The sequence below is a fragment of the Methylobacterium sp. AC433 genome, from assembly GCF_979253015.1.
On the sequence record NZ_CEEDBN010000001.1, the window covers coordinates 693670 to 709755 of the forward strand.

General features: G+C 61.7%; 16 protein-coding genes and 1 pseudogene. 7 read left to right on the forward strand and 10 right to left on the reverse strand.

Annotated features, from left to right (window positions below):
• The first annotated feature begins 92 nt into the window (after window positions 1-92).
• Entirely contained in the window at window positions 93-2030 is a 1938-nt protein-coding gene (locus tag AC0IWM_RS03410; RefSeq protein ID WP_471753063.1) for an autotransporter domain-containing protein, read from the forward strand.
• Window positions 2031-2417: 387 nt separating this feature from the next.
• On the opposite strand, the gene AC0IWM_RS03415 is transcribed toward AC0IWM_RS03410, so the two are convergent.
• On the reverse strand, window positions 2418-3110 hold the full coding sequence (locus tag AC0IWM_RS03415; protein ID WP_471753064.1) for a winged helix-turn-helix transcriptional regulator: 693 nt from the start codon (window positions 3108-3110) through the stop codon (window positions 2418-2420).
• A 92-nt stretch (window positions 3111-3202) separates the two neighbouring features.
• Between AC0IWM_RS03415 and AC0IWM_RS03420 the strand changes: the two genes are divergently transcribed.
• The 4 genes and pseudogenes from AC0IWM_RS03420 to AC0IWM_RS03435 all read left to right on the forward strand — a co-directional run bounded on the left by AC0IWM_RS03420 (window position 3203) and on the right by AC0IWM_RS03435 (window position 5777).
• Window positions 3203-4003: a VOC family protein gene (locus tag AC0IWM_RS03420; protein ID WP_471753065.1), complete on the forward strand. Its 801-nt coding sequence runs from the start codon at window positions 3203-3205 to the stop codon at window positions 4001-4003.
• Between the two features lie 31 nt (window positions 4004-4034).
• Window positions 4035-4553, forward strand: a pseudogene (locus AC0IWM_RS03425) (SRPBCC domain-containing protein).
• A 5-nt stretch (window positions 4554-4558) separates the two neighbouring features.
• Entirely contained in the window at window positions 4559-5191 is a 633-nt protein-coding gene (locus AC0IWM_RS03430) for a dihydrofolate reductase family protein (RefSeq protein ID WP_471753066.1), read from the forward strand.
• A 202-nt stretch (window positions 5192-5393) separates the two neighbouring features.
• Complete coding sequence (locus AC0IWM_RS03435; protein WP_471753067.1) at window positions 5394-5777, forward strand: VOC family protein; 384 nt, start codon at window positions 5394-5396, stop codon at window positions 5775-5777.
• A 427-nt stretch (window positions 5778-6204) separates the two neighbouring features.
• Here the strand turns inward: AC0IWM_RS03435 and AC0IWM_RS03440 are convergent, their stop codons facing one another.
• From AC0IWM_RS03440 to AC0IWM_RS03460, 5 genes are all read right to left on the reverse strand, one after another.
• Window positions 6205-7224 carry an SLAC1 anion channel family protein gene (locus tag AC0IWM_RS03440; protein ID WP_471753068.1) on the reverse strand — a complete coding sequence of 340 codons (1020 nt, stop codon included), beginning with the start codon at window positions 7222-7224 and terminating at the stop codon, window positions 6205-6207.
• Window positions 7225-7463: 239 nt separating this feature from the next.
• Window positions 7464-8429 carry an NADP-dependent oxidoreductase gene (locus AC0IWM_RS03445; RefSeq protein ID WP_471753069.1) on the reverse strand — a complete coding sequence of 322 codons (966 nt, stop codon included), beginning with the start codon at window positions 8427-8429 and terminating at the stop codon, window positions 7464-7466.
• A 247-nt stretch (window positions 8430-8676) separates the two neighbouring features.
• Window positions 8677-9333 (reverse strand): HD domain-containing protein, encoded by a 657-nt coding sequence (locus AC0IWM_RS03450; protein ID WP_471753070.1) that lies wholly within the window; start codon window positions 9331-9333, stop codon window positions 8677-8679.
• 134 nt (window positions 9334-9467) lie between these two features.
• Window positions 9468-9890 (reverse strand): cupin domain-containing protein, encoded by a 423-nt coding sequence (locus tag AC0IWM_RS03455; protein WP_471753071.1) that lies wholly within the window; start codon window positions 9888-9890, stop codon window positions 9468-9470.
• 123 nt (window positions 9891-10013) lie between these two features.
• The gene (locus tag AC0IWM_RS03460) at window positions 10014-10688 is read right to left on the reverse strand and encodes an HD domain-containing protein (protein ID WP_471753072.1); all 675 of its coding nucleotides are present in this window, start codon (window positions 10686-10688) and stop codon (window positions 10014-10016) included.
• Window positions 10689-10812: 124 nt separating this feature from the next.
• Here AC0IWM_RS03460 and AC0IWM_RS03465 point away from each other — a divergent pair, with 124 nt between their 5' ends.
• Window positions 10813-11772 (forward strand): GlxA family transcriptional regulator, encoded by a 960-nt coding sequence (locus AC0IWM_RS03465; protein ID WP_471753107.1) that lies wholly within the window; start codon window positions 10813-10815, stop codon window positions 11770-11772.
• Between the two features lie 195 nt (window positions 11773-11967).
• Here AC0IWM_RS03465 and AC0IWM_RS03470 read toward each other — a convergent pair whose 3' ends face one another.
• Complete coding sequence (locus tag AC0IWM_RS03470; RefSeq protein WP_471753073.1) at window positions 11968-12600, reverse strand: tyrosine-type recombinase/integrase; 633 nt, start codon at window positions 12598-12600, stop codon at window positions 11968-11970.
• A 137-nt stretch (window positions 12601-12737) separates the two neighbouring features.
• Here AC0IWM_RS03470 and AC0IWM_RS03475 point away from each other — a divergent pair, with 137 nt between their 5' ends.
• Entirely contained in the window at window positions 12738-13016 is a 279-nt protein-coding gene (locus AC0IWM_RS03475; RefSeq protein WP_471753074.1) for a hypothetical protein, read from the forward strand.
• 184 nt (window positions 13017-13200) lie between these two features.
• Here AC0IWM_RS03475 and uraH read toward each other — a convergent pair whose 3' ends face one another.
• The 3 genes from uraH to rnk form a co-directional block, all read right to left on the reverse strand.
• Window positions 13201-13602, reverse strand: a complete 402-nt coding sequence (gene uraH, locus AC0IWM_RS03480; protein ID WP_471753075.1) for a hydroxyisourate hydrolase — start codon at window positions 13600-13602, stop codon at window positions 13201-13203.
• Window positions 13603-13907: 305 nt separating this feature from the next.
• Window positions 13908-14372: a GreA/GreB family elongation factor gene (locus tag AC0IWM_RS03485; RefSeq protein ID WP_471753076.1), complete on the reverse strand. Its 465-nt coding sequence runs from the start codon at window positions 14370-14372 to the stop codon at window positions 13908-13910.
• Window positions 14373-14463: 91 nt separating this feature from the next.
• Complete coding sequence (gene rnk / locus AC0IWM_RS03490; RefSeq protein ID WP_471753108.1) at window positions 14464-14856, reverse strand: nucleoside diphosphate kinase regulator; 393 nt, start codon at window positions 14854-14856, stop codon at window positions 14464-14466.
• Window positions 14857-16086: the final 1230 nt, after the last annotated feature.

Below are 16086 nucleotides of genomic sequence, written 5' to 3' on the forward strand. Positions count from 1 at the left end.
GTTCCCGTTTTTACAAACAGTTCCCAATCTAAAAAGCGCGCCCTTTCTAATCAGGTTACGCCTTAGATCCTTTAAAAATAATGGGGCTAGGGATGAAACGGACTGCCAAGGTATTGCTGGCATCGGCTAGCATTATTGTATTGGGCTGCAGCCAAGGGTGGGCGCAATCTTCCGGTTATTACACGGGCCTATACGGCTTTGGTGATAGCCTCACCGATAATGGTCGCATTCCTCGTGAGGTGAATGGATACAGCCCGACAGGCTCGCTTGATGCCCTGCGCGGCACGCACCTCTACGAGGGCGGCCGTTGGTCGAACGCCCCTGGATATTTCGAGCAATTGCCCGCCCGCATCGGCGCGCCCTACAATCCAAGCACCGACTACGCGGTCGGTGGCGCGGCCTCCATCCACCAAGACCCCAATCCGTTCGCATCGCCTGCTTTTGCCTGGGGCGTTCCGGATCAAATTGATCAATTCACTGCACGCACGGGACGCTTCGGACCGCGCGATTTGGCGCTTCTCTGGATTGGCTACAATGATCTGAGCCAAATCTCAGTCGCCGGCACGGCGGCGCAAAGGGCCGCTGGCGTCTCGTCAATCCTGTCTAACAACGTGACCGCGCTCAACCGCCTTGCCGGGCTCGGCGCGCGCGAATTGTTGGTCTTCAACCAGCAGACGTTTCGCGGAAACAACCGCGATCTCGCGGCTTCCTTCAATGCGCAGTTTTCCGGCCTGATGCAGCCTTTGTCGGATCAAGGCGTCAACGTACATTACTTCGATGTGGACAGCCTCCTGAACCGTCTGCGGGCAAATCCGACGGCCTTCGGCTACATTCCGCAGGCTGCCACCGGGAATTGCAGCGCGGATCCGGCTTGCGCGGCTGTCGGTTACCTGAATGGCGGCACGGTCGAGAACCAGTATATCTCGGTCGACGGCGTTCACCTCACAGCCAAAACAAACGGCTACATCGCCGCCTTCGTTTCCAACCAGCTCAATGCGCCGCTAACCATCGGTCCGCAGGGGGACCTTGGACAGGCCGCTGGGCAAGCGTTTTCGTCAACGCTCATCGACTTCCTCAGCGCCGAGCGGCGGCGAAACATGGCGATGTCGGTGCCTGCAGCCTTTGCGGCTGATCTGCCGGGACGCGTTGCACCCCCCTCAACGATCCCGATCCAGATTGGCAGTCCGGTTTCGCTTTTTGCGCTTGGCACCTACGCGGCCGTCGACCGAACCGTTCAAAACCGTGCGTCTGGGAGCGTCGGCAACGCCTACGGAGCTGACTTCGGTGGTGTCACGGCTGGTGTGATGTACCAAGCTACCCCCAACCTGCTGCTCGGCGCCGCCTTCAACTATCTGAACACCTCTGTCGACCTACGCGGTCTGAGCAATGGGCGTATTGATCTCGATAGTTTCCAGGGCGCTGGCTTCGCTTCGCTGTCCTTCCCGGACTTCTTCGCGGACGCCGCCTTCACCTACAGTAGCAACAACTACATCGTGGACCGTCCCGGCGCCTTGAACGACCGCCTCTCTGCCGCACCCGGCGGCGATACCTTCACGGCATCGGCTCGGGTGGGATACCTCTTCGACTTCGGTACCTTCAAGGCTGGCCCGGTCGGCGAAGTCGCCTATGCCAACGTCCATGTGGATGCGTATCGCGAAACCGGCGATCCGCTGCTGACTATGGGCGTACGGAGACAGAACCTCGAAGGCCTGACCGCTGGCGGCGGTGTCCAGGTCCGCACGACGCTGCCCGCATTCGGAGGCCTGATCAGCCCGTTCCTGAACGTGACCGCGCAACACGACTTCCTGGATGGCGTGCGGTCGGTCACTTCGTTCCAGACCTATGCGCCGACGCTACTTATCCGAACACAGACCGGCCGGTTCAGCGATGACGTGTACGGTCGCGTGGCCGGAGGTCTCGATCTAGATCTCGGTAATGGCCTCAGCGGCGTGCTCGCCGGCTCCACTAGCTTCGCACGGTCCGGTGGCGACGATCACACCGTCAGCGCGGGTCTCCGTTACCGCTTTTGAACCCTGATTTCCCTCGTAAGCCCCTAACCGAGCATCTCAATCACAGGGGCTAATCTTGGCTCGGCTTCATCAGCCGAGCCATTTTCGGTATAATAGGCTATGGTCTAACCAGCAGGCTCAATCCCCTAAGTTTCATAATACCCAACCAGGGAACCTCCGCTTTTGGGAGGATGCTGTCTGTTATGATCGCTGAGTTGAATGCCAGCTCTCCACCCAACCCAGCCGAAGAGCGGTCTGACCCATGTCGACCCAATGTTGCCGTTGAACATGATCCCCGTGGACCCCGGAAGCGGTCGTTCGTGCTGCTGAAATTGTGGGTGTCATCGCGCAGCTTGCCCTGCCATCCGGTGCGGCGCCGAAGACCGAATTGAGACGCGAAGAGGCTCCTCAGGGAGATTTCACCGGCAAGGCGAAGAGATCGACGAAGGACTGTGCGAGATCGGTCTTGCCAACGAAAGCAAGCGTGCCGCTCGCACCGTCTTTGGCTAAGGGCGCCTTGCCATAGATCGTGCGGCGCATCGCCATCGTATCTCCGGTGAACGCGAGGTCGGATGCCTCCATGGCACCACGGCTCACAAGGATCTCGCCGCCAGCCACTGTTGCGCCAAACTCCTCGCCGGGGAAGTGGAATGCCACCGTCACCGACAGCTCCGCCGCCCGTGTGCGGTCGACCAGGGCCTGAAGCGAGATCATGGCTGAAGCCGCTGACATGAACAGGCTCCGATCATGCAGCGGCGAGCGGGCCGCCCAGCGACCCAGGTCGCGCATCAGGGGTACGGCCTCGCGGCCCCACTCCGTCAAGTCGTAGACCTGTACGTTGGCCGGCGATGGCAATCGATAGCGCAGGACGATGCCTGCATCTTCCAGGCTCTCCAGGCGCTGGGTCAACACATTCGCGCTGATGCCGGGGAGGTTTGCCCGGATCTCACCGAAGCGACGGGCGCCGAAGGCAAGTTCGCGCATGATCAGCAGCGACCAGCGTTCGCCGATGAACTCCAGGGCGAGCGCAGTACCGCATGCGTCGTCGTACCGACGCTTTCGTGGCGCTCCAACCTCTTTGGTTATTTTTTCTGACCTCATGGTTGCTTTGTATAACTGAGAATGCCAGCCTGGGCAAAGCGGGGCCATAGGCAGCGCCGCGATGCAGTCGATGCCCTCGTTGTCACGGAGGAATGCGCCCGATGCTGACTGACGAGGGTAAACCCATCTGGTTCGAACTGAACGCGACGGACCAGGACGCGGCACAGGTCTTCTACGAGGCTGTCGCCGGCTGGTGCGTCGCGCCGTCTCCAATGCCCGAGCATGGTGGTTACCGGATCGCCGAGGCGGACGGACGCCCCGTCGCCGGGATCCGGCAGTCGATGCCGGAGGCGCCCGGCTTGCCCGGCTGGGCGGTCTATCTCGCGACCCGCGACGTCGACGCCACGGCCTCTCAGGTGGTGGATCTCGGCGGCCGGATTCGGTTCGGACCTGTCGACATCCCACATGTCGGCCGTTTCGCCATGGTCAGCGACCCGCAGGACGTGGTCTTCGCCCTGATGACTGCGACGAGCCCCGGCGAGAGCCGGGCCTTTGGGCCGGTGCCCCTCGGGATGGAGCAAACCCTCGGACACGGCGTCTGGATCGAGCTCGCGACCCCTGATCCCGAGGCTGCCTTTGTGTTCTACGGGGCGCTGTTCGACTGGGAGAAGCTCGGGGCCATGCCAATGGGCGGGATGGGCGAGTACGCCTTCATCGGCCGGGGCGACTTGCGGCCTGGCGCCGTGATGTCGAGTGCCGCTACCGGAGCGCCAGCCCGTTGGAACTGGTACGTTCACGTGGCCGACCTTGATGCCGCGCTCGCGACGGTCCGCGACACGGGCGGCACGGTGCTTCAGGGACCCGATCCGATCCCCGGAGGCAGCTACTCGGCCAACATTGCCGATCCGGCAGGCAACCGACTCGGGCTTGCCGGCCCGCGCCAAGCAGCGTGAACGGAGGCTAGCGATGACGAACGAGACGCTGATGCACGCAGGCAGACAGAGTGCGCCCGCGGCCAAGAAGGCATGCACGACGGTGGAGCGGGCATCGGACAGGGAGCTCACCGTCACGCGAATTGTCGACGGCCCGGCGCGGATCGTCTTCGAAGCATGATCCAGGCCGGAGCTGTTCCAGAAATGGTGGGTGCCCAAATCCTGTGGCGTCTCCCTGATCTCCTTCGAGGCCGACATCGTCACGGGTGGAACGTACCGTCTGCTGATGGGCCACCCCTCAGCGGAACGACCCATGGCGTTCTTCGGCCGATACATCGAGGTGGCGCCCCATACCCGCCTCGTCTGGACCAACGACGAAGGGGGCGAAGACGGGCCCATCACCACAGTGGCGTTCGAGGACACTGATGGCGCGACACGCATCGTCGTGCACGAACTCTATCCCTCGAAGGAAGCGCTTGATGACGCCGTAGCCTCCGGAAGCCCCAGCGGGTGGAGTGAGCAATTCGAACAGCTGGACGAGCTTATCATCAGCATGGACGCGAAGGTCTGATCGCTATGAGCAAGGTGCGCGTAAGAGGTTTCGCCGTGTCCGTCGACGGCTTCGGGGCCGGCCTGGACCAGAGCATGGAGCATCCGCTCGGCAAAGGCGGGCCGGAGTTGATGCGTTGGTTCTTCCCGACGCGAGCCTTTCGATCAATGATCGGGCAAGACGGCGGGACTGACGATCGCTTCGCCGACACCGGGATGGAAGGTTTTGGCGCCTTCATCCTCGGCCGCAATATGTTCGGCCCGATCAGAGGCGAATGGCCGGACGACGCCTGGAAGGGCTGGTGGGGCGACAATCCCCCGTATCATGCGCCGACCTTCATCCTCACCCATCACGCCCGGGCGCCGATCGTGATGAAGGGCGGGACGAGCTTCCATTTTGTCTCCGGGGGGATCGAGGCGGCGCTCGCCCAAGCCAAGGCCGCCGCTGGCGACTTGGACGTCAAGATCGGAGGTGGCGTGTCAACCGTCCGGCAGTATCTGCTCGCTGGGGCGATCGACGAAATGCACCTGGCGGTGTCGCCCATTGTTCTGGGCCGGGGCGAGCACCTGTTCGCGGGCATCGACCTACCGAGCCTAGGCTATCGGGTGACGGAGACAGTCCCAACAGAGCTTGCGACCCACATCGTGCTGACGCGCTGACCGCCGGAGGATAAGCGGGCGTCGCCTCAACGTTTGAAACCGGCCCCCACACGGAAGTTGGAAACCTTCGCTGCCGCCGGAAGCACGAATCGGGGTGGGAAGCCAACGCCTGCTGGTAAGGGGGGGCTTGGCAGGATTGCGGCCTAATGCGCGTTTAGCTCCGCTCAGACCGATCAAGATACAAGCGAGAGGAACCGCTGAGATGAAGGTGACTGTTTCCATCGACGTCCCGTCAATCGAAGATGGCCTGAAGTTCTTCGGTGACGTCTTTGGTTTTATCGAGACGTCTCGGCCTCATCCTGGCTACGCGATGTTGACCTTGGGTGATGCTACGATCGGGCTTCTCGCGAAACCGGCTGGATCCTCTCCTGCGCCAGGAAGCAACGACCTTCGCCGGTACGAGCGCCATTGGACGCCGGTGCACATCGATTTCCGTGTTGACGACTTCGAAGAGACACTCGCACGCGCCTTGGCGAACGGCGCAGCGTCAGAACAGGTGCACCGCGTGCCGGGCTTTCCTCCCGTTGCGTTCTGCAGCGATCCTTTTGGGCATGGGTTCTGCATTGTTGGCCTGAACAAGCTTTGATGACCCAGGGCATATGGGATGCTGGTGAGTTCCCGCGCCTCCGTAGTCTTAATCCGCGAAAGGTTCCGCAGGAAGTTCAGCACGAGTTGCTTAAAGTCCCACTTATTGGTAAGGCGGGCTAACTGAGACCTACAATCTGAGCTGCTGCAAACTCCGCCTTGTAGAAGTCGCGAGATCCGGCTGAGCGGCCGCATTAGCTCAAAGCCGTAGACCTTCATTGCCCGAGCTGAGGTCTCGAACCGTGGCATCATTTCACGAAAGCAGCCAGGCTGCTTTCCATCCGATCCGGTCGTAGAGCGGACGGGCGGGTCCCGACCCAACTTCGTCGTTGCAGAGGATCCGTGAGGAGCCTGAAAGCGGTCGTTCGTCTCGGTGACGTTCTGTTGTAGCGGATCGTCCATGATCTCAGAAGACAGTGGCGGTCCATTCAGGAGCTGAGTGTGCGCAACTCGCCTTTCGCGAGGCCGAGCAGAGTGCGCGCTAGGAGCCACAGGATGACCATCGTCGCGCCTGCCAGCAGCGCCAAGGCCACGGCGTCCGTCGCCAGTCCGGGCTCGGCCGCGGCGAACTTCAGAGCCGTGCTGGCAGAGGCCGCGAGCGGGAAGCTGACCGCCCACCAGGACACCCGGAACGGGCAGCATCGCGGCAGGTGGCTGAGGCGCGGCAGCAGAACCGCCAGCATGAACAGCATGAGGGCGTAGAGCGCCTCTGCGAACAGATCGACCGTGCCCGTCGTCGTCACATAGGTCGTGAAGCCGACGGCGAACGGCGCCGCCAGGATGAGCAGAGACGGCTGCAGGGCGGATGGCAACGGGGCATCGAACAGAAGCCGCGACACGATCATCGTGAACAGCGGAACTGCGAAGAAGAGGCCAACCGAGAGGCCGAGCACCATGACGCCATGGGTATTCGGCAGTCCGAGCGAGGGCAGGGCCAACGGCAGGTCGAGGAGGCCGACCACCGGGACGATCCAGGCCGGGGTCGCGTGGGCGGCGACCTGGCGTTCGCTCAGCCAGCGGGTGACGATTGCCCAGGCGAAGACCAGCATGCCGATGGCCCCGATGATCCACATCCCTTGCGCGAGCCGGAGCTGGCTGGGGGCGAGTACGATCGGCAGGAGCAGCAAACTGATCAGCAGGGTCCCGAACAGGTTACCGGCGATCGGGTGCCGGAACTCGGCCAGGACCGCATCTGGTGCGGTGACGAGCTTCACTGCATAGCCGAGCGTCATGGCGACGAAGGCTCCGACGGCGATCCAGCCGATGGCGTTCGCCACGACGGCGGGGGCCCCGTAACGGCTTTCAGCAAGGCGCCAGGCGACGCTGAGGCCCGTCAGCCCCATCACCGAGGCGAAGAGGCCGACCGGCAGATAATCAAGCTGTCGCCAACCCATGCGTGGGATCGTCGGCAGACCGATCGGCGTCGGCTTCGAGGAAGCATCGGACATGGGATGGCTCCGTATCGGGAGGTCGGCAATCGATCGACGACGGGCGTTCTTGCGAGCTGCGCGTCGAGTTCCGCGATCCGCGCATGAAGCGGCGGCACGAGCGTCGCGATCTCGGCATTGCTGAAGCGCGAGGTGATGTGCTGCGGGCAGCCCAAGGCCCTTTATCTGGACCAAACCCGCCTCTGCGATCTTCGACGCCCTGACCCCAGCCCCCGGAACCGTCTGTCTGACTCAATGCACTAGGTGACAGTTAGGACGATCTTGCCGCGTGGCTTAGCGGATCTTCCCTCCAAGATTTCATGAGCCTTCCGAGCTTCTGAAAGCGGAAGCGTCAAACCCACGTCGACCGATATTTTCCCATTGTCGATCATCCGAGCGAACACCTCTAATTGGGACCTGGTTACATTGACGAGGAAAAATGCAGCCCGAACGCCGTGAGTCGTTGCGAGATCCTGGTCGGGCTGGGAGACCGCAGAGACCAGCACGCCGCCGGTCTTGAGGACCGCAAAAGATCGTTCCTGCGTCGCTCCGCCGACGAGATCGACCACAACGTCGACGTTGGCCGCGACATCCTCGAGCCGTTCCGACCGATACTCCACAAACCTGTCTGCTCCGAGACTTTCGACGAAGCCTCTGTCGTGCTCGCTGGCCGTGGCAATCACCTTCGCGCCAGCCTGTTTTGCGAACTGAACGGCATAGGCGCCGACAGCACCGCCCGCACCATGGACGACAACGACATCACCGGACTTGACCTCCGCTTGGTCGAACAAAGCCTGCCAGGCAGTCACCGCGACAACGGGTAGGGAGGCGCCCTCCACCGCCCCGAGCAAGGCTGGGCGCCGGGCGATCATGTTCGCCGAGGCGACTGCGTATTCCGCATAGCCTCCCGTGAAGCGCGGGTTGGTCACGCCGAACACCGGATCTCCCGTTTGAAAACCCGTCGTTCCCGGTCCGACGGCCTCGACGGTGCCGGCGATGTCGGAGCCAAGTGTGAGGGGCAGTGGCTGGGGCAGTACGCTTCGTCCAGCCCGGATCCAGGCGTCCCAAGGGCCGACGCCGGCTGCTTCGACGCGAACGAGCACCTCACCCTCACCGGGGACCGGACGGTCGATCTTTTCCAGGACGATGGCATCAATGTCGCCAAAGGCGTGGACCCGCGCTGCGGTCATGACGGAAGTGGTCGCGGTTGTACGCTGGTCGCTCATAGCTGGTACCTCCTTGTCTTGCCGGAATGCGGCCTGCCGCCAAGGCAAGCCTCAGGCGGAAAACCAATTCCTGTATTCATACGTCCGATGCGTTGTTTGCAGCTCGAGCGGTCCTCCCGAGTATTGGTCTCGCGGACCGGGGGATCATCCAGCGCGTGCCATACGCGGGCCAGTGCCTCACAACCCCATTTGATCGAGTTCCTACTGACGGCCGCGGTGACAATGCTATACTGAATGCTGACAGGTTTCAGGCGGGCAGGTGAGTACACCATCTTGAGGAGAGAATGACGCTGCACAGGTCCGTTCGATGAAAGTGCGGATCCTTGTATGCCAGGATGTCGTCGTTGAAGGTCCCGAAGGTGCTGTCGGGGCGGTGTCTCATGCCCTCGTAGAAGGCGTCGATGATCCCGTGCTGGAAGTCTGCTTCCCGGGGATGAGCAGCAACGACGGCTTGTCGCTCGGCTTCCGTGAACTGGTCGTAGCCCCGAGCGGCCACGTCCATGCCGGCTCCTGCCTGAACGAGGGCGATTTCCGGACGCATGAACTCGGGCACCCCCGGTGTCGTGTGAAGCGCGATGGCGTTCCACACGATTTCGATGTCCGCTTCGGAGATGCCGTGGCTCTGCAGAAAGTCACGCGCCGCATTCGCGCTATCTACCTCAAAGCGAAGCTGACTGCCTCGAAAGCGAGGGGTCAGGCCGATGTCGTGGAACATGGCCGCGACGTAGAGCAGCTCGGGGTCGAACCGCATCAATGTTCGCGCCCCCTTGAGAGCTCCCCAGAGATAAACTCGGGTTGAGTGATGGAACAGGAGATCGCTCTCGGTGTCCCGGATAAGCTCGGTCACCGACGCTGCAAGCTTGCTATTCGGAACCAATTTTCTGATTTCCGACTGAAGGGTCATGACGTAATCCTCTCGCCTATAAGTCTATATTGTCCTTAATCAAACAATTATCGCAATGTTAGGCGTATTTGTTAAATTATTATCGGCTGATAACGCTTATGATTTATTTTCTAAATATTTGTTTGGTAGAAGTTTTATCTGTTTTCTGGCGACGTCAGGACTTTGTCGTCCGTGTCGACGACGAAGACGGCAAGTAACTTTGCAGGAACATCTCCACTCGCATTGCGGCTGATGGTATGGATCGCGCCGGGCGGCTCCGACCAGCTCTCGCCTGCCTCGTAGATGCGGGCCGCGCCGCCGTTCACCTGCGACTCGATCTGACCGGAAATCACGTAGGCGTAGACGAACGCCGATCGAGCGTGCTTGTGCGGCGGCGAGGCCGCGCCGGGCGCGTAGTCCACTTCCATGACGACCAGCGACTTGCCGGGAACATTGGGGACGACCCCCTCGAACTTGGGTGTTACCGTTTCGGCTTGGGCGGCCCAGACTGGAACTGCGTGCAACACCCCGAAGGCAAAACTTATAGCGGCAGCGTAGACACTGAGATTGGTGGACATTGAATGTCTCCTGGTCCGAGCCTGAAGGTAGCGTAAGCATCCAGGATATTCTGGACGGCAGCATCGACGTCCAAAGTTCCGGCAGCGACCAACCGAAGTGCGAAAGCTTCGCACGAAGCTCTCTCACCCGTGCTGGCAGCCACATCCCACCGCATGGGTACCTTCAGTCCACGGTGAACAGCGGATTACGCTGCAGAAGTTGCCCCGGCGGAAAGAGGGGTCTTTGTCGGCGAGAACATCGGCCTTGACGTTCCCGAAGGTGGTGTCCGGCTTGTGCTTAATGCTTTCGTAGAAAGTTTGAATGATGTCTTCCTTGAACTCCGGCGTGCGCGGGAAGGCGGACACGACAGCCTCGCGCTGCGCTGCCGAATACTGGTCGTAGGCCAACCCGAGTACGTCCATCTCTACGCCCGCCGTCACCAGGGCGACGACAGGGTGCATGTGGACGGGAATGCCCGGCGTCGTATGCAACGCGATGGACGTCCACACGGTGTAGGCGTCGTCCTCCGGGAGGCCGTAGGACTTCAGGAAGTCGCGCGCGGCATTCGCACCATCGACCTCGAAGCGTTCGTTGGCGCTCGCATGCGCCGGCATCAGGCCGATGTCATGGAACATGGCACCAGTATAGAGGAGTTCGCGGTCGAACTTGAGGCCGCGCCGGACACCGGCCAGTGCGCCGAAATGGTAGACGCGGCTCGAATGATTGAAGAGCAACTCCGTTTCATTATCACGGATGAACTCGGTGACGGCACGGGCCAATCGGCTGTCGGGAATGGCTGCCTGGGAATTGATGGTCATCGCCGGATCTCCTTTGCTTTTCGTCTCCTCATGAGATACCAATCTGCGATTGGCAGCAATCACCGTTATCAGACGATTTCTGCCACAAGACCGTCTCGGACGGACAAGGGGGATTCAAGTGAAGGTGCGAAGCGTTGCGGTCCTTGCCCTGCCAGGAGTGCAGCTTCTCGACGTTGCCGGTCCGCTCGACGTCTTCGCCGAGGCAAATGTTCAGGCTGGCGCAAGGGTCTACGACCTTGCTATCATTGGTCTTGAGCCTGGAGCAATCGAGACCTCTTCCGGGCGCCGACTGTTTGCTGATCTCGTCGTCGAGGCGGAGAGCCAGCACGCCTTTGACACCTTGCTGGTCGCCGGTGCGCCACACATGCATGGGTTTGAGGCTGATGAGATCCTGTGCCGCTGGCTCGCTACGGCGGCAACCCGCTGCCGACGCTACGGCTCGGTCTGCAGCGGTGCTTTCCTGCTCGGGCAAGCAGGACTCCTGAGGGGCCGACGGGTTACGACGCACTGGGCCGTCGCGGATGCGCTGGCCGAACGGTACTTCGATGCCTCCGTCGATGCCGATGCGATCTGCGTCTTCGACGGTCCCCTCAGGACCTCGGCCGGTGTCACCGCAGGACTCGACCTCGCCCTTGCCTTGGTCGAGGAAGATCTCGGCTCCGAAGTCGCCCGCAAAGTCGCCGCGCAGCTCGTCATGTTCTTCAAGCGTGGGGGCGGCCAGCTTCAGTTCGGCCGGCGCGGCGTCGGGGCCCTGGCGAGCCGCTCGGCCCTCCAAGAGGTTCAGCGCTGGGTGGCGGCACATCCGGCAGAGGATCACGGTGTCGCGAAGCTGGCCGCCCGTACCGGAATGAGCCCACGCAACTTCGCGCGCCTGTTCAGGGCCGAGACCGGCCTGACGCCAGCGGCCTACGTCGAGAATGTCCGAATCGAGGCGGCCCGTCGCCTCCTTGAGGAGGGTCAGGCCGCCGCCAAGCAGGTGGCGGGCGCCTGTGGGTTCAAGGACAGCGACACCCTACGGCGGGCCTTCCAGCGCCGCCTCGGCCTGACCCCAGCCGAGTATCAGCGCCGCCACGCCTCGCTGTAGAGACAATGTCCGCTTCGATGCATCTGCCGTCCAGAAGCGGATGTGCAGGAAACCACCCAAGGCGGAAAGGCTGGGTTGGTCAAAGAACGTCTATATCCGAGACGGTATCTTGGCGGGGTAAACGAATGCACCGGACGCGTTGCGGTCCCAGAGACTGCATGGCCTCCTCAACGTTGCCGCCGAGGAGGCCGGGCTTCAGATTTCAGTCCCTTCCGCCAAAGCGAGCGCGTCTTCAACGTCAACGCCGAGACAGCGTACCGTGCTCTCAATTTTGGTATGCCCGAGCAGGATTTGCACCGCGCGTAGGTTGCCGGTTCGCTTGTAGATCAACGCCGCCTTTGTTCGGCGCAGGGAGTGCGTTCCGTAGTGTTCGCGCCGTAACCCGATGCCCGTGACCCATTCATCCACCAGTCGGGCGTACTGCCGGGTGCTTATGTGCGCCTCATGGTCGATCCGGCTCGGGAAGGTGTAATCGTCGAGCCCGCCCCCTCGGCATCCCAACCAAATTAGAATGCTGGTACGTGCTGGTTCCAGCAATTCGAATTGAACAGGGTGCCCAGTTTTTCGCTGAACGACGATGACGCGCGTGCGTACATGCCCGCCGCTCACGAGCTCACCGATCTTCAATTTTACGATATCGCAACCGCACAGCTTGCTGTCGATGGCGAGGTCGAACATGGCGCGGTCGCGTACACGCCGCTCCCCGTCGAGCCAGAAACGAATGGCCCAAACCTGCTGTGGTTTGAAAGGGCGTTTGGCGCCCAGCTTCCGACCTGCGTTCCATGGTCGGCGGTTCTTGAAGTCTGGGTCGTGCTCTGAATGTCCCATTTCTCGTCTCCCAACCGGCCCATGCCGGCAGAGAAAGAAAGGATGCTGCGAACGTGGCCAGCTCAGTATTGGTTCGACGTTTTAAATGTGCGTCTCGGAGCTCCCATGTTGAGAAGCCGCCCCACCGCGTCCGACCCATGCAAGACGCCAGGGCCATCCCCGTCGATTCCCAGAAGCGGACGTTCGTCGGCCCCCCGGCAAATTCGCTTGACGCACTCTTCTGCGGTGTGCGCGATCTCACTATGGCTGCGGACGAGATCCTGCCCGAGCTCCGCGAAGTCACTCTCCGAGGCGCCGCCCTGCAGAAAGAGCCGCTGACCCCGGCCACCCTCCGGAAGAAGATGGACGTCCGCATCACCCACGGAAAATATTTCGAACGGGATGCGGACGGGCGCTACGGATGCAGGGCGGGCTGACGGGACATCGTCAGGAGGGCGGGAGCGCCCGACGGGGAACCACGGACCTTAGACCGTCCAGCTCTATCCGTTAGGGCCCGGCTACCGGCATTCTGCAGCCGTCCCAAGCAATGCGAAAAGCAGTACCGAAGAGATATGGCCCGGCCTCTAAAGCAGCGCCATACTAGGACCACGTGCTTCCCGGTCAGTTTCCACGGTAAGTGCTATAGCCATAGGGGCTGATCACGGCCGGGACATGATAGTGGATCGTAGGATCAGCAACCTGGAATACTACGCTGATCTCAGGGAAGAACGGCTTGGCGTCCGAGCCCCCATAATGCGACAGATCGAACGACAGCCGATAGACACCCGCCTCGTTTTTGATGTCCTCGCCAAAGGACCTGACCCGGCCGTTGTCGTCCGTCCGCGCCGCGGCCAACTCATGCCAAGCTCCGTCTGCCTTCCTGATCTCCAGAGTGACCGGCACCTTAGGACCCCCGACGCCGCTTGCCAGATCCAGGACGTGGGTCGAGATCGTTTCAGCCTGGGCGGCGCCAACACTTAATAGTGCCGCGGTTGCCAGACCGGCGAACAGAAATAGACGCATCGAGAACTCCTCGGGTATTCAGAAAAAATTGAAGCCCGGCGTAGTCGGGTTGTGGGTCAGGCCAAGCTCAGTGTGTCGTATCGTGCGCCGGCGACATGTCGTAACCGCGCATATGCACTCGGCGATGCCGACGCTTAGCAGGGTGTTGAAAAAGTCGAAAAGCGCCCCGGAATGCTGAGGTTGCCTACTGCCAGTAGATGTCAAATCCTTATATTGGCACCAGATGTTGGCTCGGATTGCACCCCCCTGGACTTTTTCAACAACCTGCTAGTCCGTAGCACGGACAAGGGCGTTGTTACGCTAGATCACGTGAGCGCGCCGTCGGTGTTCCAACCATACCAGTTCAGCTTCTTCCGATACGGTTGGAAGAGGACGTGCAAGATTGTAACGCCAAGTATGCCGCCCAAGGGGGTACGCCACCTTATCGAATGTCCCTTGGATAAGCCAAGAACGGCGGCGCCGAGCGGCGACAGCACCGAAACACAAGTGTCGTCCCATTGCTCCTCGTCAGGGTAGACCAGTTTGAGGCGACTAACATGTTCAGTCACGTCGTCTCGGTATTCGGTGCGCGCGTGCATCGTCACGACGTTCCAGGGTAAGTCATCCGACATAACGACTTCGGCGCGGTCAAGCTCGGCGCTGAGAAAAGCAGTTGCGGCTTTCCTCGGATCAATTTGGCCATCGCTCGCCAAAAACAGACGCAAATTGAGGACATCCGTATCCGGGATTGATAGCTGGGGTAGTCTTCCAAGAGCGACATGATCCGACATAGCGAAGCCTCCGTTCTCTTCATCAGATCGGAAGTTCGGATACGGTGAGATCGGCCCGGCATTGCGATAAAGCGACCGTCCGGGCTGTTCCCTAGACCCTCTCGGGCACCTTCACGTCGAGGACCGTCAGCTGCTTCACGGTTCCCGTTCGGGTTTGCCAGTCCATCGACTGGCCGATGCTCAATCCGATCAAGGCCGCGCCGATGGGGGTCATGACGGACACTCGTCCCTGCTCGATGTCCGCCTCCCCAGGGTAGACCAGCGTCACCGTCTGGACCTTGCCTGTCGCGTCGTCCCTGAACTCGACCGCGCAACCCATCTGCACAAGGCCGGCAACGCAGGCCTTCGGACCGACGATCCTCGCGCGGTCCACCTCATCGGTGAGGAAGGAAGCCACCTCGGGCGTGCGATCCGCGGCAAACGAGGCCAACTGCGCCAAGCGCTTATGGTCATCTGCCGTCATCTTGATGGACGGCTTCATCATCTTCTGAGACACGGTCGATTAATCCCTGCGCTATTTCAATCCGGAACGATCAAGCGGCGCGCGGTCCCGGATCGTCGTCTTCGCCTGTGGTGGCGTCGGACAGACCATCCCCCGGGCTGGAAGGCGGACGCGGATAATTTGTGCGCGCGAACTGAATCACCCTACGTGCCAGCGGAACTACGTTCCGCGCCGGCGTCGCGACGCCGGCATCACCCATGCCGTCGTGGGCTTCAGGTGCGGGGCGCGCCTTTGGCTCGGACTTGGAAGTTTCCATGACTTAAACTCCGCAATGACGCACCATCAGCCGATCCGACGGCTGGGACGCGACGCAGGTTGGCCGACAGGCGAGCCGCATAGGCTCTGACCCGCCGATGGATACGCGATGATGTTGGTTGGTACCGGCCGAAGCCGTCACGCAATCCCCGAGCGGCCGGCGCAGGCGTGCGCCTCCGGCTCGGGGCTACTCGCCCGCGATAAGTCTACCTGCCCGGAGCAGGCCACGATGGGGGGGGCAAGGATTGTGCATGGTTCGCCATATCTCCGGGAAGTTCTCCGGCTTGTCAATTCCGGTATCGCCGAATGCCTCAACCCTGGAAATTCCCTCGACAGGAGTTCGTTGACACCCGTACGGCTTAGCCTATGCTTGGCGTCACGATGTCGAACCTTCTACGCAGCATTCGCCTTTTGGGGCGTGCGGGCAGCCTGCAAGCAGGCTCTTAAGCCCTGGCGCCCGGCCTGCCTTTTCAGGCGTGGCCCGCACCAGGGATGAAACCTCAGAGCATTCCGTCCATTCCCGCAGGCCGTTTCACCGCTCGGTCGGCGTAAACGCGCGGTTTCGCGTGGTTTGGCGATGAGATGCTCGAACGGGCCTTATGCCCGCCGTCCCCGCCAACGCTGCTGCTCGGCTCCCAACCCTCTGAATGGCTGTCGATTTAGGTCTGTTGTCCCGTGTCATCGCCGAGCGCGATGCGGGGGACCGGTAAGCCATCCACCCTCGATCCATGACTGACCGGTCGTGAATCGGTCACCCGATCCGATCCCGAAGCCGACCCCTCCGGCAGTCGGATGATAACGCGGTTGCGCCTAAAGCGCCGACAAACATTCCCCACGAAAAGGAACACGAACGATGACCGAACCCATATGGCCCGTCCATGGCCGCATCACCGGCCCCATCGTGATGATCGGCTTCGGCTCCATCGGGCGCGGCACGCTCCCGCTGATCGAGCGGCA

Coding starts and splice junctions, on each gene's coding strand:
- AC0IWM_RS03410 (WP_471753063.1), top strand. CDS start 93: ATGAAACGGACTGCCAAGGTATTGCTGGCATCGGCTAGCATTATTGTA.
- AC0IWM_RS03415 (WP_471753064.1), bottom strand. CDS start 3,110: ATGAGGTCAGAAAAAATAACCAAAGAGGTTGGAGCGCCACGAAAGCGT.
- AC0IWM_RS03420 (WP_471753065.1), top strand. CDS start 3,203: ATGCGCCCGATGCTGACTGACGAGGGTAAACCCATCTGGTTCGAACTG.
- AC0IWM_RS03430 (WP_471753066.1), top strand. CDS start 4,559: ATGAGCAAGGTGCGCGTAAGAGGTTTCGCCGTGTCCGTCGACGGCTTC.
- AC0IWM_RS03435 (WP_471753067.1), top strand. CDS start 5,394: ATGAAGGTGACTGTTTCCATCGACGTCCCGTCAATCGAAGATGGCCTG.
- AC0IWM_RS03440 (WP_471753068.1), bottom strand. CDS start 7,224: ATGTCCGATGCTTCCTCGAAGCCGACGCCGATCGGTCTGCCGACGATC.
- AC0IWM_RS03445 (WP_471753069.1), bottom strand. CDS start 8,429: ATGAGCGACCAGCGTACAACCGCGACCACTTCCGTCATGACCGCAGCG.
- AC0IWM_RS03450 (WP_471753070.1), bottom strand. CDS start 9,333: ATGACCCTTCAGTCGGAAATCAGAAAATTGGTTCCGAATAGCAAGCTT.
- AC0IWM_RS03455 (WP_471753071.1), bottom strand. CDS start 9,890: ATGTCCACCAATCTCAGTGTCTACGCTGCCGCTATAAGTTTTGCCTTC.
- AC0IWM_RS03460 (WP_471753072.1), bottom strand. CDS start 10,688: ATGACCATCAATTCCCAGGCAGCCATTCCCGACAGCCGATTGGCCCGT.
- AC0IWM_RS03470 (WP_471753073.1), bottom strand. CDS start 12,600: ATGGGACATTCAGAGCACGACCCAGACTTCAAGAACCGCCGACCATGG.
- AC0IWM_RS03475 (WP_471753074.1), top strand. CDS start 12,738: ATGCAAGACGCCAGGGCCATCCCCGTCGATTCCCAGAAGCGGACGTTC.
- uraH (WP_471753075.1), bottom strand. CDS start 13,602: ATGCGTCTATTTCTGTTCGCCGGTCTGGCAACCGCGGCACTATTAAGT.
- AC0IWM_RS03485 (WP_471753076.1), bottom strand. CDS start 14,372: ATGTCGGATCATGTCGCTCTTGGAAGACTACCCCAGCTATCAATCCCG.
- rnk (WP_471753108.1), bottom strand. CDS start 14,856: ATGATGAAGCCGTCCATCAAGATGACGGCAGATGACCATAAGCGCTTG.